This window comes from Enterobacter bugandensis, from assembly GCF_900324475.1.
GTDB classification, from domain to species: Bacteria; Pseudomonadota; Gammaproteobacteria; order Enterobacterales; family Enterobacteriaceae; genus Enterobacter; species Enterobacter bugandensis.
The window spans coordinates 683,180-700,735 of sequence record NZ_LT992502.1; the positions used below are offsets into that span (position 1 = coordinate 683,180).

At 55.3% G+C, this 17,556-nt stretch carries 18 protein-coding genes and 3 tRNA genes; 13 read left to right on the plus strand and 8 right to left on the minus strand.

Going from position 1 to position 17,556, the window contains the following annotated elements; translation table 11 throughout:
* Positions 1-93: 93 nt before the first annotated feature.
* Together fhuF and DG357_RS03330 are read right to left on the minus strand one after the other, a co-directional pair.
* Positions 94-882, minus strand: coding sequence for a siderophore-iron reductase FhuF (gene fhuF, locus DG357_RS03325; RefSeq protein ID WP_028015426.1), 789 nt, complete (start codon positions 880-882; stop codon positions 94-96).
* Positions 883-976: 94 nt separating this feature from the next.
* Positions 977-2,041, minus strand: coding sequence for a GGDEF domain-containing protein (locus DG357_RS03330; RefSeq protein WP_045631112.1), 1,065 nt, complete (start codon positions 2,039-2,041; stop codon positions 977-979).
* A gap of 216 nt (positions 2,042-2,257) precedes the next feature.
* Between DG357_RS03330 and DG357_RS03335 the strand changes: the two genes are divergently transcribed.
* Positions 2,258-2,527 (plus strand): DUF1435 domain-containing protein, encoded by a 270-nt coding sequence (locus DG357_RS03335; RefSeq protein WP_048959803.1) that lies wholly within the window; start codon positions 2,258-2,260, stop codon positions 2,525-2,527.
* 41 nt (positions 2,528-2,568) lie between these two features.
* On the opposite strand, the gene DG357_RS03340 is transcribed toward DG357_RS03335, so the two are convergent.
* From DG357_RS03340 to rsmC, 4 genes are all read right to left on the minus strand, one after another.
* A tRNA-Leu gene (locus DG357_RS03340) sits at positions 2,569-2,655 on the minus strand.
* Positions 2,656-2,688: 33 nt separating this feature from the next.
* Positions 2,689-2,775 (minus strand) — tRNA-Leu (locus DG357_RS03345).
* A gap of 28 nt (positions 2,776-2,803) precedes the next feature.
* Positions 2,804-2,890 (minus strand) — tRNA-Leu (locus DG357_RS03350).
* A gap of 174 nt (positions 2,891-3,064) precedes the next feature.
* Positions 3,065-4,093, minus strand: coding sequence for a 16S rRNA (guanine(1207)-N(2))-methyltransferase RsmC (gene rsmC / locus DG357_RS03355; protein ID WP_047367286.1), 1,029 nt, complete (start codon positions 4,091-4,093; stop codon positions 3,065-3,067).
* A 102-nt stretch (positions 4,094-4,195) separates the two neighbouring features.
* Here rsmC and DG357_RS03360 point away from each other — a divergent pair, with 102 nt between their 5' ends.
* The 8 genes from DG357_RS03360 to DG357_RS03395 all read left to right on the plus strand — a co-directional run bounded on the left by DG357_RS03360 (position 4,196) and on the right by DG357_RS03395 (position 10,557).
* Complete coding sequence (locus tag DG357_RS03360) at positions 4,196-4,609, plus strand: DNA polymerase III subunit psi (protein WP_041911296.1); 414 nt, start codon at positions 4,196-4,198, stop codon at positions 4,607-4,609.
* Positions 4,578-5,021 (plus strand): ribosomal protein S18-alanine N-acetyltransferase, encoded by a 444-nt coding sequence (gene rimI / locus DG357_RS03365; RefSeq protein WP_028015431.1) that lies wholly within the window; start codon positions 4,578-4,580, stop codon positions 5,019-5,021. Before DG357_RS03360 ends, rimI begins: the two co-directional genes overlap by 32 nt.
* Before the next feature lie 19 nt (positions 5,022-5,040).
* Positions 5,041-5,718 (plus strand): pyrimidine 5'-nucleotidase, encoded by a 678-nt coding sequence (yjjG, locus tag DG357_RS03370; RefSeq protein WP_041911295.1) that lies wholly within the window; start codon positions 5,041-5,043, stop codon positions 5,716-5,718.
* A gap of 91 nt (positions 5,719-5,809) precedes the next feature.
* Positions 5,810-7,399 (plus strand): peptide chain release factor 3, encoded by a 1,590-nt coding sequence (gene prfC, locus DG357_RS03375; RefSeq protein WP_028015433.1) that lies wholly within the window; start codon positions 5,810-5,812, stop codon positions 7,397-7,399.
* Positions 7,400-7,698: 299 nt separating this feature from the next.
* Positions 7,699-8,316, plus strand: coding sequence for a molecular chaperone OsmY (gene osmY / locus DG357_RS03380; RefSeq protein WP_028015434.1), 618 nt, complete (start codon positions 7,699-7,701; stop codon positions 8,314-8,316).
* Between the two features lie 127 nt (positions 8,317-8,443).
* Entirely contained in the window at positions 8,444-8,605 is a 162-nt protein-coding gene (locus DG357_RS03385; protein WP_003856556.1) for a DUF1328 domain-containing protein, read from the plus strand.
* A gap of 120 nt (positions 8,606-8,725) precedes the next feature.
* Entirely contained in the window at positions 8,726-9,778 is a 1,053-nt protein-coding gene (locus DG357_RS03390; RefSeq protein ID WP_032644971.1) for a patatin-like phospholipase family protein, read from the plus strand.
* Complete coding sequence (locus DG357_RS03395; protein WP_088204598.1) at positions 9,775-10,557, plus strand: TatD family hydrolase; 783 nt, start codon at positions 9,775-9,777, stop codon at positions 10,555-10,557. The genes DG357_RS03390 and DG357_RS03395 overlap by 4 nt, the downstream gene beginning before the upstream one ends.
* Here DG357_RS03395 and DG357_RS03400 read toward each other — a convergent pair.
* Both DG357_RS03400 and DG357_RS03405 read right to left on the minus strand, forming a co-directional pair.
* Positions 10,552-11,412: a YjjW family glycine radical enzyme activase gene (locus tag DG357_RS03400; RefSeq protein ID WP_063438154.1), complete on the minus strand. Its 861-nt coding sequence runs from the start codon at positions 11,410-11,412 to the stop codon at positions 10,552-10,554. The genes DG357_RS03395 and DG357_RS03400 overlap by 6 nt on opposite strands.
* Positions 11,387-12,922, minus strand: coding sequence for a YjjI family glycine radical enzyme (locus tag DG357_RS03405; protein ID WP_088204597.1), 1,536 nt, complete (start codon positions 12,920-12,922; stop codon positions 11,387-11,389). Before DG357_RS03405 ends, DG357_RS03400 begins: the two co-directional genes overlap by 26 nt.
* Before the next feature lie 262 nt (positions 12,923-13,184).
* Here DG357_RS03405 and deoC point away from each other — a divergent pair, with 262 nt between their 5' ends.
* The 4 genes from deoC to deoD all read left to right on the plus strand — a co-directional run bounded on the left by deoC (position 13,185) and on the right by deoD (position 17,512).
* Positions 13,185-13,964, plus strand: coding sequence for a deoxyribose-phosphate aldolase (gene deoC / locus DG357_RS03410; RefSeq protein ID WP_197710699.1), 780 nt, complete (start codon positions 13,185-13,187; stop codon positions 13,962-13,964).
* Positions 13,965-14,067: 103 nt separating this feature from the next.
* Positions 14,068-15,390 carry a thymidine phosphorylase gene (gene deoA / locus DG357_RS03415; protein WP_041911290.1) on the plus strand — a complete coding sequence of 441 codons (1,323 nt, stop codon included), beginning with the start codon at positions 14,068-14,070 and terminating at the stop codon, positions 15,388-15,390.
* Between the two features lie 53 nt (positions 15,391-15,443).
* Complete coding sequence (gene deoB / locus DG357_RS03420; protein ID WP_025912138.1) at positions 15,444-16,667, plus strand: phosphopentomutase; 1,224 nt, start codon at positions 15,444-15,446, stop codon at positions 16,665-16,667.
* Positions 16,668-16,792: 125 nt separating this feature from the next.
* Entirely contained in the window at positions 16,793-17,512 is a 720-nt protein-coding gene (gene deoD / locus DG357_RS03425; protein ID WP_003856538.1) for a purine-nucleoside phosphorylase, read from the plus strand.
* Positions 17,513-17,556 lie beyond the last annotated feature (44 nt).

A 17,556-nucleotide genomic window follows, 5' to 3' on the forward strand; every position in this document is an offset into this window, starting at 1 on the left:
CGTTGTGCCGGGTGGTGGCTGCGCCTTACCCGGCCTACGAGTCGAGGTTTTTGTAGGCCCGGTAAGCGAAGCGTCACCGGGCAATTCACTGCACTACTTTAGCGTGCAATCCCCGCACTGCTTAACGTCCGGCAGGCGATAGCGCTGGCAGCAGGTACGGCGTACCAGAAGTCCGTCACGGAGCACAACGGTACGGAATAACGGATTATCGCGACCATCGGAAAGCTGTTTGGCAAAGAAGCAGGACTGGCGCAGGGCCTCCACTTTCTCATCGCCAAGCAGCGGCTTCATTTCTGTTAAATACCAGTGAATTAAATACCCGGTATTACTCCAGATAAGCTTCCCGTTGATCTCGCCCGTTGCTTCAAGTGCCTCTACCACTGGGATCAGGGCCTGGATGACAAGCTGTTCCAGACGTTCCTGAGCAGAGAACTGCTCTGCGCCGCGATCTTCGTGCAGATCAATCCAGAAGCAGGCTGCTCGGCCGGTTTCGTGGAACTCGACATGAAAATGATCCGGGGAGAGCGCCAGCATGCTCTTTTGGGTTAATACCGCCAGCATGAGCGGGGGAACCATCAGCCCGATATACCACTGTGCCCACAGGGAAAGCAGAGGTTTATTTTCCCGCGTTAGGGTCGGCTGATTGCGATAGATATGGTCGGAATAGGTTGCAAGCAGCGACTGCAGCGTAGAGGGCTGCTGCCACTCAGCGAGCGTCATGGCGTGATGCGGGGGCGCTTCATCAAGCCTGATAAAGTCCAGCAGGTGGGCGCGCGTCTTAGCAATCTTGTCCCGTATGGCATCCGCAAGCGACGCATTCCCGCTGGTGAGGGGCGCTCGCCAGAGGAGTGGTTCAACGATGTGTGCGGTATGCGTAGCCATAGTTGAGATAGAAATCTAAATGATAATGATTGCCAATCCTAACTATTGCTCATACCAATGGCAAGACTTTTGTCCTGATTAACCGAAGACGCGCTTAAGCGGTTTGTAGCTCTTCACTCAGCAGAATGTTATTGCGACCTAAATGCTTTGCTTCATAGAGGGCTCTGTCCGCTCTCTCCAGAGCGCTTTCCACGTCCTCGTTTTCGAAAATGGCAATACCGATGCTGATGGTGACATTGGTGGCGACGCTTTCGTTGAACAGATGGGGGATTTTCAAATCATAGACTTTTTGACGGATCCGCTCTGCCGTATGGCGGGCGTGTTCAAGTGAAATATTCGTCAGCAGCACCATGAACTCTTCCCCACCGAAACGCGCCACAATATCGCGCGAACGGACGGCATCACGAATTGCCGCAGAGACGCGCTTCAGCGCCTGGTCACCCATCATATGGCCATAATGGTCGTTATAGGCTTTGAAGTGATCGATATCCATCAAAAGAACAAAATGTTCGCCGTTTTCTACCGCCGGCAGGTTCTCCAGACGGCTCTGCAGGCCGCGACGATTATAGAGCCCGGTTAGCGGGTCCATCATACTGAGATCGGTCAGAGTTTCCCGTTCTTCCAGCAGGCGAGAGAGCAGCTCCTGGGCGAAGCGATCGTTGCGCCGTTGCAAAATGTTATGAATAGCAATAGCCACCACAGGAAGTGCGAAAGAATAGGACATTCTTAGCCATATATCCTGGTCACTTAACCACAGGCAGACAATAAAGGCGGGGAGCGAGTGCAGCGTAAATGCTTTGATATTACTGGCGAAGGCCAGCGTTCCGATAAAAAGCACCGTGAGTAAAGCTATTATCAAATACATCGCCTGGTCATGGGTAATTAGCGAAAATTTCGAATCTATTTGCCAGGCCCACAAAATACCAAAGATTGCTGAAACGGCAGGAATATTTATCTTCCGCGCGCGTTTTTTCCAGTGCCAGACGAACAGGCCAGTACTGATCGCGAAAATAGCAATCAGAGGGGCAGAAAACACGCGTACAGAATAGAGCGGGTTTGTTACCGAGAACACGGCTGACGTTGCGTTCAGAAATAAAAATAAACGTAACGATAATTGATATTTTCTTTGAACCAAAGACCGCCAGGATTGTGATGTCATAGTCGTGCGTTTTTATTAAAACTTAATTAAAACAGATGAATAGGTGTGGTTTCGCACTTAATTATGCAAAAAACTCAAAGCGTAATTATAAGAAAAAGTTTATGTGTAGTTAACAGGTGAGCAATTTATCACCTTAGGAAATTTCTGTCATTCTACATAAGGGGAAAGGGCGATTTTTTTTGCTTCACCGCGCTGACAAATGATAATTTTTATCATATGATATTGTTTATCATTATCGTTATGAAAGGGCGATGTATGTTGAACAGGGCGCTGGGAAGTGCATGGGGAGTATTGCTGCCGGGCGTAATCCTTGGCGGTTTGATGTTTGCCGATCTCTCCATCGAAAGCTGGAAGGCCATCATTGTGGCAGGGCTGCTGATGACGTCAGGCATGATCTGGCACAAGCACCTACGCCATTATGTGTTACTGCCATCATGCGTCGCATTAGTCAGCGCAATTCTGGTGATAATGATGAGTTTGAAATAACAGGGAAAATAAGAGGTATTACAGAAGGGAGATAAGATAATTGGTGCGAGGGGGGGGACTCGAACCCCCACATCCGTAAGGACACTAACACCTGAAGCTAGCGCGTCTACCAATTCCGCCACCTTCGCACAGTCATCTTACTATTTTTGATATCGCCTCGTTGGTGCGAGGGGGGGGACTCGAACCCCCACATCCGTAAGGACACTAACACCTGAAGCTAGCGCGTCTACCAATTCCGCCACCTTCGCCCAGTGCGAGCAATATCAACGTGATTTATGGTGCGAGGGGGGGGACTCGAACCCCCACATCCGTAAGGACACTAACACCTGAAGCTAGCGCGTCTACCAATTCCGCCACCTTCGCATACCATCGATACTGTAAAAGTATCGTAACCACGGAGGCGCATTCTAGATGTTTTCAGCTTTACGTCAACAGAAAAGTGCGCGCCTTTTATTGATTGCTGCAAAAATGGACGGAATTGCGACGCCTGCTTGCCGGATGGCGCTGGCGCTTATCCGGCCTGCATTGTATGGCGAATTATTTTTTTGCCTGACGCGTCATCACGGTGCGGTAGACCTTAAAGCGGCCCGTCTGGGCGATCACTTCGTGGAAGCCGAAGGTTTCGTCCAGCACTTTCGGGTACGCCAGGAAGGCGTTCGCCACGATGCGCAGCTCGCCGCCGCTGTTGAGGTGACGAGTCGCGCCACGGATCAGGGTTTGCGCAGCTTCGAGGCTGGTTTCCATCCCGTCGTGGAACGGCGGGTTAGAGATGATCATGTCAAAGCGGCCGGTGACGTCAGAGAAGACGTTGCTGGCAATCACATCGCCTTCAATGCCGTTGGCCGCAAGCGTTGCGCGGCTGGCTTCTACCGCCGGGGCGCTCACGTCACACAGGGTTAAACGCACTTTTGGTGAATGGCTGGCAAGCACCGTTGAAAGCACGCCCGCGCCGCAGCCCACGTCCAGCACTTTGCCTTTGGTGTGCGGTGTCAGGGTGGAGAGCAGCAGCTTGCTGCCCGTATCCAGCGCGTCACGGCTGAAGACACCCGGCAGGGTTTTGATGGTCAGACCGTCAAGCTGGTACTCGTCCCAGTATGCCTGCGCATCAAACGTTGTCTGCTTTTCCAGACGGCCATGATACAGACCGCAGCGACGTGCGCTGTCGACTTTGGTCAGCGGCGCGTAGGCTTCCAGCATCTGCTCGGCGCTACGGACACCGCTGCGGTTTTCACCGACCACGAAAATATCGCAGCCAACCGGCAGCAGGGAGAGCAGGTTCATCAGCTGGAACTGGGCTTCTGGCTTGTTCTTCGGCCAGTAGTAGATCAGCGTATCGCAGTCGGCAATATCGCTCTGCTCCGCCACCAGGCTGAAGCGTGCGCGCTCGCCCATCTGGCGGCTCAGCACCTGCCAGTGGTGGTAGTATTGGGTGTGGGCACGGCTTTCAGCACAGTCGAAACGCGCGGGCAGGTCATCCTGCATATCTCCGGCAAACAGAATACGGCTTTCTTCGAAATCATCACTGTGACGCAGCAAGACTTCACTTGCCGGGGTAAATGCAGACATGAATTGTTCCTCAATAAACTCAGGCGGGGATTATAGTAGGTAGATGGCGCACTTTCGACACATTTGCTATATTTGCGCGCCTGAGAGACAGGAGTTATCCCTATGACATCCCGACGAGACTGGCAGTTGCAGCAGCTGGGCATCACCCAGTGGGCTTTGCGTCGCCCGACGGCGTTGCAGGGCGAAATCGCCATCTCCATCCCCGCGCACGTTCGGCTGGTGATGGTGGCGGAAGAACTGCCTGCCCTGAATGAGCCCCTGATCGGTGATGTCCTTCGCAGCCTGAAGCTGACGCCCGACCAGGTCTTACAGCTGACGCCGGAACGGGTTGCCATGCTTCCTCCTGATAGCCGCTGTAACAGCTGGCGCATCGGAGAGACAAACGACATCTCTCTTCAGGGGAGCCAAATCAGCTCACCAGCGCTGGACGAGCTGAAAGCCAATCCAAAGGCGCGCAGCGCGCTATGGCAACAAATCTGCGAATATGAACACGATTTCTTCCCTCACGACGCCTGACCTGACCGCAGCGTTCGCGATTGAAACACGCGCCCACGCTTTTCCGTGGAGCGAAAAAACGTTTGCCAGCAATCAGGGCGAGCGCTATCTGAACTACCGTCTGGACGTTGACGGCACTCTGGCCGCGTTTGCCATCACGCAGGTGGTTCTTGACGAGGCGACGCTGTTTAACATCGCCGTCGACCCGGCGTTTCAGCGCCGTGGGCTGGGCAGAGAACTGCTTGAGCATCTCATTCGTGAGCTCGAAACCCGCGACGTTTTCACCCTGTGGCTGGAGGTGCGCGCGTCGAATGTCGCCGCCATCGCGCTCTATGAAAGCTTAGGCTTTAACGAGGCGACAGTCCGACGTAACTACTACCCCACCGCAGAGGGACGTGAAGACGCCATTATCATGGCTCTGCCAATTGGATAACGAATATAAGGTTGTAACGATGAAATGGGACTGGATTTTCTTTGATGCCGACGAAACGCTGTTTACGTTTGACTCGTTCGGCGGCCTACAGCGGATGTTTCTCGACTATAGCGTGACCTTCACCGCCGAAGATTTTCAGGACTATCAGGCGGTGAACAAGCCGCTGTGGGTGGATTACCAGAACGGTGCCATCACCGCGTTACAGCTACAGCACCAGCGATTTGACGTCTGGGCGGAGCGCTTAAAGGTCAGTCCGGGGACGCTGAACGAGGCTTTCCTTAACGCCATGGCCGATATCTGTGCGCCCCTGCCGGGCGCGGTTTCCCTGCTGAATGCGTTGAAAGGCAAGGTGAAACTGGGGATCATCACCAACGGTTTTACCGCCCTGCAGCAAATCCGCCTGGAGCGCACCGGCTTGCGCGATCATTTCGATGCGCTGGTGATCTCCGAAGAGGTTGGGGTGCCGAAACCGGATCCGCGAATTTTCGATTATGCGCTGGCGCAGGCCGGTAATCCCGACCGCGATCGCGTGCTGATGGTGGGTGATACCGCAGAGTCTGATATTCTTGGCGGTATGAAGTCAGGTTTGTCGACCGTCTGGCTGAATGCGCATGGCCGCGTGAAGCCTGAAGGCATCGAGCCAACCTGGACCGTCACGTCATTGACCGAACTGGAGCAACTCCTGTGTAAACAATGATTGCCTGCCCCCCGTTGATGGGTAAAATAGCCGCAATTTTGTATTCCATGATGCGTAGCGTGCTGCCGCGCTTATAAAAGAAGATTTAATTATGACGTTGTCTCCTTATCTGCAAGAGGTGGCCAAGCGCCGTACTTTTGCCATTATCTCGCACCCGGATGCCGGTAAAACGACCATCACCGAGAAGGTGTTGCTGTTCGGACAGGCGATCCAGACTGCGGGTACCGTTAAAGGCCGTGGCTCCAGCCAGCATGCAAAATCTGACTGGATGGAGATGGAAAAGCAGCGTGGTATTTCGATTACCACCTCCGTGATGCAGTTCCCGTATCACGACTGCCTGGTGAACCTGCTGGACACCCCGGGGCACGAAGACTTCTCCGAAGATACCTACCGTACCCTGACGGCGGTGGACTGCTGTCTGATGGTGATCGACGCCGCGAAGGGTGTAGAAGATCGTACCCGCAAGCTGATGGAAGTTACCCGTCTGCGCGATACGCCGATCCTCACCTTTATGAACAAACTCGACCGTGACATCCGTGACCCGATGGAGCTGATGGATGAAGTGGAAAACGAGCTGAAGATCGCCTGTGCGCCAATCACCTGGCCAATTGGCTGCGGTAAGCTGTTCAAAGGGGTTTATCACCTCTATAAAGACGAAACTTACCTGTATCAGACCGGTAAAGGCCACACCATTCAGGAAGTGCGCATTGTGAAAGGTCTGGACAACCCGGATCTCGATGCCGCCGTTGGCGAAGAGCTGGCCGCGCAGCTGCGCGACGAGCTGGAGCTGGTGAAGGGCGCGTCTCACGAGTTCGACAAAGAGCTGTTTCTGAGCGGCGAAATTACCCCGGTCTTCTTCGGTACCGCGCTGGGTAACTTCGGCGTTGACCACATGCTGGACGGTCTGGTGGAGTGGGCACCTCAGCCGATGCCGCGTAAAACCGACACCCGCGAAGTGGAAGCGAAGGAAGAGAAGTTCACCGGCTTCGTCTTTAAAATTCAGGCCAACATGGACCCGAAACACCGCGACCGCGTGGCCTTCATGCGCGTGGTGTCCGGTAAGTATGAGAAGGGCATGAAGCTGCGCCAGGTGCGCATCGGTAAAGATGTCGTGATTTCCGACGCGCTGACCTTTATGGCGGGCGACCGTTCGCACGTTGAAGAGGCGTATCCGGGCGACATCATCGGTCTGCACAACCACGGTACGATCCAGATCGGCGATACCTTCACCCAGGGCGAGATGATGAAGTTCACGGGTATTCCGAACTTCGCACCGGAGCTGTTCCGTCGCATTCGTCTGCGCGATCCGCTGAAGCAGAAACAGCTGCTGAAAGGCCTTGTTCAGCTCTCTGAAGAGGGCGCCGTGCAGGTGTTCCGTCCAATCGCCAACAACGATCTGATTGTTGGCGCGGTCGGTGTGCTGCAGTTCGACGTGGTGGTTGCGCGCCTGAAGAGCGAATACAACGTGGAAGCGATTTACGAATCGGTCAACGTGGCGACCGCGCGCTGGGTTGAGTGTTCTGACGTGAAGAAATTCGAAGAATTTAAGCGTAAGAACGAAATTCAGCTGGCGCTCGATGGCGGCGACAACCTGACCTATATCGCGCCAACGATGGTCAACCTGAACCTGACGCAGGAACGTTATCCAGACGTTCAGTTCCGCAAAACGCGCGAACACTAATCCCTCCCGGAGCACGGCAATCGCCGTGCTCATCTTTTATTCCTGTCTTATTAGTCCCTTGCGGAATGTTCTTAATTCACCGCAAATTCACGCTATTCGCGCGTTTTTTACGCAATTCTGAAAGCGGCATTGTGAGAGTGATCTATATTTAACTCAGTGTTTAGCACCGGGCATGGATGAATTAACTGTTCAATGCATGTCGATTGGTTCTCCATTTCACCCGTGTGTTTATTCGCGATATATAAAACTACTAAGGAAGTATTTAGCCCGAATAACGGGTAAAACACAGGAATACATCGATGAATATGACAAGACTGAAGATTTCTAAAACTCTGCTGGCTGTAACACTGGGTAGCGTTCTGGTTAGCGGTTCCGCCCTGGCGGAAAGCAGCACCATGGATAAAGCACAGTCCACGGCCGACACCGCAGGGCAAAAAATCGATAGCTCTATGAATAAAGTCGGTAATTTCATGGACGACAGCTCTATCACAGCAAAAGTGAAAGCCGCACTGGTGGATGATGAAGCCATCAAGAGCACCGATATTTCCGTTAAGACCGACAAAAAGGTCGTTACCCTGAGTGGCTTTGTTGAAAGCCAGGCCCAGGCCGAACAGGCTGTGAAGGTGGCGAAGGGTGTCGAAGGTGTCGCATCCGTGAGCGATAAACTGCACGTTCGCGACGGTAAAAACGCCTCGGTGAAAGGTTATGCCGGTGATGCCGCTACTACCAGCGAAATCAAAGCTAAACTGTTAGCAGATGACATCGTGCCGTCTCGTAAGGTGAAAGTGGAAACCACCGATGGCGTGGTTCAGCTTTCCGGTACGGTTGATTCACAGGCGCAAAGTGAACGCGCCGAGTCAATTGCGAAAGCCATTGATGGTGTTAAAAGCGTTAAAAACGATCTGAAAACGAAGTAATTCTGGACCATTCGCCCGTAAGGTTTAACCCTGCGGGCGAAATAAGAACGACTCTGGAAAAACGCCGGTGAGTGACCTGAGCGCTCACGTTTAGCGGCCGACATTAACTATGGTAAAGGAGAAGCTTATGTTTCGTTGGGGCATTATATTTCTGGTTATCGCGTTAATTGCCGCCGCATTGGGCTTTGGTGGTCTGGCAGGTACGGCGGCATGGGCAGCTAAAATTGTCTTCGTCGTCGGTATTATTCTGTTCCTGGTCAGCCTGTTTACGGGTCGTAGACGTCCGTAGCAAACGCAATATTCCTTCAACAAAATAAAGCCAGTCACTGCGACTGGCTTTTTCTTATTTGCGTTACAGGTCGGGTGCGTTACTGTGGAGTGATAAAATAATCAAAACAGGAAAGCAGAGGTGGGGCAACGAATTCCCGTTACGCTCGGCAATATTGCGCCGCTGACGTTAAAACCGTTTAGTGCGGGTCAACTCGCACTTGTCTGCGAGGGGGGAGGACAGCGCGGCATTTTCACCGCTGGCGTGCTGGATGAATTTATGCGCGCGCAGTTCAACCCGTTTGACCTCTACTTCGGCACGTCCGCCGGGGCGCAGAATCTCTCTGCGTATGTCTGTAACCAGCCCGGCTACGCGCGAAAAGTGATCATGCGCTTCACCACGGCGAAAGAATTTTTTAACCCGGTGCGCTTCGTGCGCGGCGGCAACCTGATCGATCTCGACTGGCTGCTGGAGTCGACCTCCAGCCAGATGCCGCTGGCCATGGATACCGCTGCCCGCCTGTTTGATAGCGGCAAAGAATTCTGGATGTGCGCCAGCCGGGGGGATGACTATTCGCCGGGCTATTTCTCACCGCAGAAGGAGAACTGGCTCGACATCATCCGCGCCTCCAGCGCCATTCCCGGTTTTTATCGTACCGGCGCGTTGCTGGACGGCATCAGCTATCTGGACGGCGGCATCAGCGACGCGGTGCCGGTGCAGGAAGCCGCGCGACGCGGGGCGAAAACTATCGTGGTGATCCGTACCGTTCCATCGCAAATGTATTACACCCCCCAGTGGTTTAAGCGGATGGAGCGCTGGCTGGGCGACAGCAGCCTGCAGCCGCTGGTGAACATCGCGAAGCAGCATGAAACCACCTACGGCGCGATGCAGCGCTTTATTGAAAAACCCCCGGGCAAGCTGCGCATCTTTGAAATTTATCCGCCTAAGCCGCTGCTGAGCATGGCGTTGGGCAGCCGGTTGCCTGCGTTGCGTATGGATTACAAAACGGGGCGGCTGTGCGGGCGTTACTTCCTGGCGACCGTCGGGAAAATGCTGGCCGAGCAACCGCCTCTGCATCGGCATAAACGCATTATTACGCCACCTGCAATTGTCGCCAATGACGCCCTGACCATGCCGCTGGTGGACATTCCGCAGGCGAATGACGCTTTACTGGATAACGAGGATCTGGCGTGACGCACCGCTTTGTTGATACCCACTGCCACTTTGATTTCCCGCCGTTTACGGGGAATGAAGCGCTAAGCATTGCGAAAGCTGCCGAAGCCGGCGTGCAGGCCATCATTGTGCCGTCGGTTGAAGCCGCCTATTTTACCCGCGTGCTGGAGCTTTCCGCGCGATACTCCGCGCTTTATGCCGCGCTCGGCCTGCATCCGATTGTGATTGAGCGCCATCGTGATGAGCATCTTGAAGAGCTGGATCGGGTGCTGCAACGTGCAGGAGAGAAACTTGTCGCCATCGGCGAGATCGGCCTCGATCTCTATCGCGAAGATCCGCAGTTTGAACGCCAGCAGACGATCCTCGACGCGCAGCTTCGGCTGGCAAAACGTCACGATCTGCCGGTGATCCTCCACTCCCGACGCACTCATGACAAACTGGCGATGCACCTGAAGCGCATCGACCTGCCGCGACGAGGCGTAGTGCATGGTTTTTCCGGCAGCCTGCAGCAGGCGCAGCGTTTTATTGAACTGGGCTATAAAATTGGCGTCGGTGGCACCATCACCTATCCGCGCGCCAGTAAAACTCGTGACGTAATGGCGCAGCTGCCTCTCTCTGCGCTGTTACTGGAAACGGATGCCCCCGATATGCCGCTGAATGGTTTTCAGGGGCAGCCGAATCGCCCGGAACAGGCGGCGCGGGTATTTGACGTGCTGTGCGAACTACGTCAGGAACCTGAAGAGGTCATTGCCAGCGCGCTGCTCGAAAATACCCGTGCGGTTTTTGGTATCACGCTATAGATAAAGCGCCGGACGAATCACCGTTATCTTCTGTTTTTCCAGCGCCCGCGCCAGCGGTTCAATATCCTCCTGCGTGGCGCTACGCCATGACGCCGCATCGCCGTAAACTCCGTGTGTATGAAACGCGTTAATACGCACCGGAACATTCCCCAGCCCGTGGATGAACGCGATCAACGGTTTGATATGTTCCAGATAATCACACTGTTCCGGGATGACCAGCAAGCGGAGCTCCGTCAAACGGTGACGGTCTGCCAGCCAGCGAATGCTCTCCTTAATCTGCGGGTTTTCGCGTCCGGTCAGGAAGCGGTGATGTTCATTCCCCCACGCTTTGAGATCCAGCATTGCGCCATCCAGCACCGGCAGCAGTTTTTGCCAGCCGGTTTCGCTTAGCAGACCGTTGCTGTCTACCAGGCAGGTTAAATGATGTAGCTCAGGATCGGTTTTGATCGCGGTAAACAGGGCGATCAAAAACGGCAGTTGGGTTGTGGCTTCGCCGCCGCTCACGGTGATCCCTTCGATAAAGGGCGCGGATTTACGGACCTGAACGAGGATCTCGTCGACGCTCAGGCGGTGCGCCATGGGCGTGGCCTGCTGCTGGCACAGGCGCAGGCAGGTGTCGCACTGCTGGCAGTGACTCTCCTGCCACCAGACGCGTCCGGCCTGAATGGTCAGCGCGTCGTGCGGGCAGTGGGGCACGCAGTCCCCGCAGTCGTTGCAGCGCCCGATGGTCCACGGGTTGTGGCAGGTTTTGCAGCGCAGGTTGCAGCCCTGCAGGAACAGCGCCAGGCGGCTGCCCGGCCCGTCCACGCAGGAGAAGGGGATGACCTGACTAACTAAAGCGCATCTGCTGTTCATGGCTTATCACGCGCGGCTGACGTTCCAGAATACGGGTATTGCGTGCGGCCTCTTCCCCCAGCCACGTGGTGTTCGTTCTTGAACCCGCTTCCCGGTATTTCTCCAGATCCGACAAGCGAACCATATAGCCGGTCACGCGTACCAGATCGTTACCGGCCACATTCGCGGTGAACTCACGCATACCGGCCCTGAACGCCCCCAGGCAAAGCTGAACCACCGCCTGCGGATTGCGTTTTACCGTCTCATCCAGCGTTAAAATATCGCTGATCCCGGAATGATAGTGTTTATGGTGCGGCGCTACGGCCAGCAGATGACTGACAGGATCCGGCTCGTCACCGTACGGCAGACGCGCCCCCGGCGTGGTGCCCGAATCGGAGCTGATGCCTGACTGGGCGTGCAGCATCGCGCGATGCTTCCAGCCGTGCTTCACCGGCGTATTTTCAACAAACGCCGCAAGCTGTTCGCTGATGCGATAACCCAGCGCGTTGGCCTGCTCGTCTTTCCCGTAACGCCCCGCCATGCCTGCTTTCTCACACAGTACGTTCACCGCTTCGGCAAGACCGTACATGCCAAACATCGGCACAAACCGATCGGCATCAATCAGCCCCTCTTTCACCAGGAAGCTATTCTCAAAGAAGCCGGATTGCCCGTACAGAAAATCGCAGCGCGCATCGATGATGGCGATTTGCTGCTGGCAGTAGTGCGGTAGCGTGCGGGTGAAGAAGTCGTCAATGGATGTGCTGTGTTCGGCGATTGTCTTGAGGTTAAGGCGCACCAGGGTGCTGCCACCGCCCGCCAGCGGCAGAGAGTTGTAACAGCTCACCACGCCAAAACGGCCTTTTGTGAAAATTTTATCATTCACTGGGCCGTTTGAAATATGCGGTTTGCTGCATTCACAAATGTTTTTTGCCACCTCAAGCAGTAAATCGTCTGGGGTGATCTCAGGATCGTAGATAAAGGTCAGATTGGGCGCAACCTGCTTCAGTTCAGCATCTGCACGCAGAATGGCACGGGTGACAGGGCCGTCGGCGGGCCCGATGTTGGCGTGCATAAACGCATCGGGCAGCGTTCTGTCGAGATAGCGCCAGAAACGTTTTATTCGGCTATCGATTTCTTCTTGTGTTAGAATTCTAACATACGGATTCAGTAGCGCATCAAGCTGCCCCAGATAGACCGGCATTGATGTCACTGAAGGAACATGGTGATAGAGAATAGTTAACAGAGAGAGGGCGTCATCAAGATCTTTCGCGCCTTCCAGCTCCAGCCATTCCGAACCGTTAGCCAGGAATTTTTCATAATCCGGCAGCACGTAGCGCGGTTTGTAGGGCGCATGGCCTTCGTACATGTCGCAGATAAACCCCTCGTCCAGCGCGGCGCGGGCGGCCGGAGATAGCGTCGGGTAGGGCAGATAATTTTCCGCTTCCAGCGCCAGAAAATGACGTTTTTGCTCCGGGGTTAACAGCGGGCTTGTCACAATGTGCTGGCAACGTTGTTGCAGGGCGTCGGGCATGTTCACTTCCTTGAATGTTCTGCGGATGATGAACGGATTGTAGGAAGCCAGCCTGCCGGCGCTTTTGATCCAACAAGGGGTATCGCTGCTTTAGTCAGCAACTTGCACGCTAAAGTTTGAAGAAGATCTCATTACAGTAATGCAAATTTGTACGCAGTTTTCATTAACTGTGATGAATGTCGAAGTGTGGATGCGGGTGAATGTTAGAATACTCACAGACCCGCAAGGTAAAATTTATACGGCACTGCCGTTGGAGAATGTTATGACCGATTTAACTGCAAGCAGCCTGCGCGCGTTGAAGCTGATGGACCTGACCACCCTGAACGATGACGACACCAATGAAAAAGTCATCGCCCTGTGCCATCAGGCAAAAACGCCAGTGGGTAACACCGCCGCCGTCTGTATCTACCCGCGCTTTATCCCGATTGCCCGCAAAACGCTGAAAGAGCAGGGCACGCCGGACGTGCGCATTGCAACCGTGACTAACTTCCCGCACGGCAATGACGACATTGAGATTGCGCTGGCGGAAACCCGCGCGGCAATTGCCTACGGCGCAGACGAAGTTGACGTGGTGTTCCCGTACCGCGCGCTGATTGCCGGCAACGAGCAGGTCGGTTTTGACCTGGTGAAAGCCTGTAAAGACGCGTGTGCGGCGGCAAACGTGCTGCTCAAAGTGATCATCGAAACCGGCGAGCTGAAAGAAGAGGCGCTGATTCGTAAGGCTTCAGAAATCTCCATCAAAGCCGGTGCGGATTTCATTAAAACCTCTACCGGTAAAGTGGCGGTCAATGCGACCCCGGAAAGCGCGCGCATCATGATGGAAGTTATCCGCGATATGGGCGTGTCCAAAACCGTTGGCTTCAAGCCTGCGGGCGGCGTACGTACCGCGGAAGACGCGCAGCAGTTCCTGGCGATTGCCGACGAACTGTTTGGCGCTGAGTGGGCTGACTCCCGCCACTACCGCTTCGGCGCGTCCAGCCTGCTGGCCAGCCTGCTGAAGGCGCTGGGTCACGGCGACGGTAAGAGCGCAAGCAGCTACTGATTGCCAGACAATGCCGGATGGCGCTTCGCTTATCCGGCCTACAGGATCGCAGGGCGGGTAAGCGTACCCGCCGCCATTCACCCGATTCCGCATGGGGGTTACCGTGTTTCTCGCACAAGAAATTATTCGTAAAAAACGTGATGGTCTTGCTTTAAGCGACGAAGAAATTCGCTTCTTCATCAACGGCATTCGTGACAACACCGTCTCAGAAGGGCAGATTGCGGCTCTGGCGATGACCATTTTCTTCCACGATATGTCGATGCCTGAGCGCGTGTCGCTGACCATGGCGATGCGAGATTCAGGAACCGTTCTGGACTGGAAAAGCCTCAACCTTAACGGCCCGATTGTGGACAAACACTCCACCGGCGGCGTGGGTGATGTGACTTCGCTGATGCTCGGCCCTATGGTGGCAGCCTGCGGCGGTTACGTTCCCATGATCTCCGGGCGCGGCCTGGGCCACACCGGCGGTACGCTCGACAAACTGGAAGCCATTCCGGGCTTCGATATCTTCCCGGATGACAATCGCTTCCGCGATATTATTAAAGACGTTGGCGTGGCGATTATCGGCCAGACCAGCTCTCTTGCTCCGGCAGACAAGCGTTTTTACGCGACGCGTGATATTACCGCCACCGTAGACTCCATCCCGCTGATCACCGCCTCTATCCTCGCCAAAAAACTGGCGGAAGGGCTGGACGCGCTGGTGATGGACGTGAAGGTGGGCAGCGGCGCGTTTATGCCGACCTATGAACTCTCTGCTCAGCTTGCCGAAGCGATCGTTGGCGTCTCCAACGGCGCGGGCGTGCGCACCACCGCGCTGCTGACCGACATGAACCAGGTGCTGGCCTCCAGCGCCGGTAACGCGGTTGAAGTCCGCGAAGCCGTGCAGTTCCTCACAGGTGAATACCGTAACCCGCGCCTGTTCGATGTCACCATGGCGCTGTGCGTGGAGATGCTGATTTCCGGCAAGCTGGCCAAAGACGACGCGGAAGCCCGCGCGAAGCTTCAGGCGGTGCTGGACAACGGCAAAGCGGCGGAGATCTTTGGCCGCATGGTGGCGGCGCAAAAAGGCCCGACCGATTTCGTCGAAAACTACGCGAAATACCTGCCAACCGCGATGCTCAGCAAAGCTGTTTATGCGGATGGCGAAGGTTTTGTCTCCGCCATGGACACCCGCGCGCTTGGCATGGCTGTTGTATCTATGGGTGGCGGTCGTCGTCAGGCATCGGACACTATTGATTACAGCGTCGGCTTTACCGACATGGCCCGTCTGGGCGACAGCGTTGACGGCCAACGTCCGCTGGCAGTGATCCACGCGAAAGACGAAGCCAGCTGGCAGGACGCGGCGAAAGCGGTGAAAGCGGCAATATCTCTTGACGATAAAGCACCGGAAACCACACCGACGGTCTATCGTCGTATCACTGAATAGCGGTATACTGATCTGATCGCATTTTTATGAAGCACTAAGTACGGAGAACAATTATGAAACGTGCATTTATTATGGTGCTGGACTCATTCGGCATCGGCGCAACCGAAGATGCAGAACGTTTTGGTGACGTGGGTTCCGATACCATGGGTCACATCGCGGAAGCCTGTGCAAAAGGCGAAGCGGACAACGGTCGTAAAGGCCCTCTGACTCTACCTAATCTGACCCGCCTCGGGCTGGTAAAAGCGCATGAAGGCTCTACCGGTAAAATCGCAGCCGGTATGGACGGCAACGCGGAAGTGGTGGGCGCCTACGCCTGGGCGCACGAGCTCTCTTCCGGGAAAGATACCCCTTCCGGTCACTGGGAAATCGCCGGTGTGCCGGTGCTGTTTGACTGGGGCTACTTCTCCGATCACGAGAACAGCTTCCCGCAGGAGCTGCTCGATAAGCTGGTGAAGCGTGCCAACCTGCCGGGCTACCTCGGTAACTGCCACTCTTCCGGCACCGTGATTCTGGATCAGCTCGGCGAAGAGCACATGAAAACCGGCAAGCCGATTTTCTACACCTCTGCTGACTCCGTGTTCCAGATTGCCTGCCACGAAGAGACGTTTGGCCTGGATAAACTCTACGAACTGTGCGAAATCGCCCGTGAAGAGCTGACCGAAGGCGGCTACAACATTGGCCGCGTAATCGCGCGTCCGTTTATCGGCGACAAAGCGGGTAACTTCCAGCGTACCGGTAACCGTCATGACCTGGCCGTTGAGCCACCGGCACCTACCGTGCTGCAAAAGCTCGTCGACGAGAAGGGCGGTCACGTGGTGTCCGTGGGCAAAATAGCGGATATCTACGCCAACTGCGGTATCACCAAAAAAGTAAAAGCGACCGGTCTGGATGCGCTGTTCGATGCCACTATCAAAGAGATGAAAGAAGCGGGCGATAAGACCATTGTCTTCACCAACTTCGTGGACTTCGACTCCTCCTGGGGCCACCGTCGCGATGTAGCCGGTTATGCTGCGGGCCTGGAACTGTTTGACCGCCGTCTGCCGGAGCTGATGGAGCTGGTGGGGGAAGATGACATTCTGATCCTGACCGCAGACCACGGCTGTGACCCAACCTGGACCGGTACCGACCACACCCGTGAGCACATTCCGGTACTGGTGTACGGCCCGAAAGTGAAGCCAGGCTCGCTCGGTCACCGTGAAACCTTCGCGGACATCGGCCAGACCCTGGCGAAATACTTTGGTACGTCTGACATGGAATATGGCAAGGCCATGTTCTAAACGGATTGGGTGCGGCCTGATGCCCTCACCCCGGCCCTCTCCCACAGGGAGAGGGAGAACAGAATGTAAGCCGGGTAAGGCGTAGCCGCCACCCGGCAAAAACAACAATGTAAAAGGAACTGAAGATGGCAACTCCTCACATTAATGCAGAAATGGGTGATTTCGCTGACGTCGTATTGATGCCGGGCGACCCGCTGCGCGCGAAGCACATTGCAGAAACTTTCCTCGAAGACGTGCGTGAAGTGAACAACGTTCGCGGCATGCTGGGCTTCACCGGTACCTATAAAGGCCGCAAAATCTCCGTTATGGGCCACGGCATGGGTATCCCATCCTGCTCCATCTACACCAAAGAGCTGATTACCGATTTCGGCGTGAAGAAAATCATCCGCGTAGGCTCCTGCGGTGCGGTGCGTATGGACGTTAAGCTGCGTGACGTGGTGATCGGCATGGGCGCGTGTACCGACTCTAAAGTTAACCGCATCCGCTTTAAGGATCATGACTTTGCGGCAATCGCTGACTTTGACATGGTGCGTAACGCGGTTGACGCGGCAAAAGCGCTGGGCGTTGACGCGCGCGTGGGCAACCTGTTCTCTGCCGATCTGTTCTACTCGCCAGAAGGCGACATGTTCGACGTGATGGAAAAATACGGCATCCTGGGCGTGGAAATGGAAGCGGCGGGTATCTACGGCGTGGCGGCTGAGTTTGGTGCGAAAGCGCTGACCATCTGCACCGTGTCTGACCACATCCGTACCCACGAGCAGACCACCGCTGCCGAGCGTCAGACCACCTTCAATGACATGATCAAAATCGCGCTGGAATCCGTTCTGCTGGGCGATAAAGAGTAAGAGCTGTTGTGCCGGGTGGCGGCTTCGCCTGACCCGGCCTACGG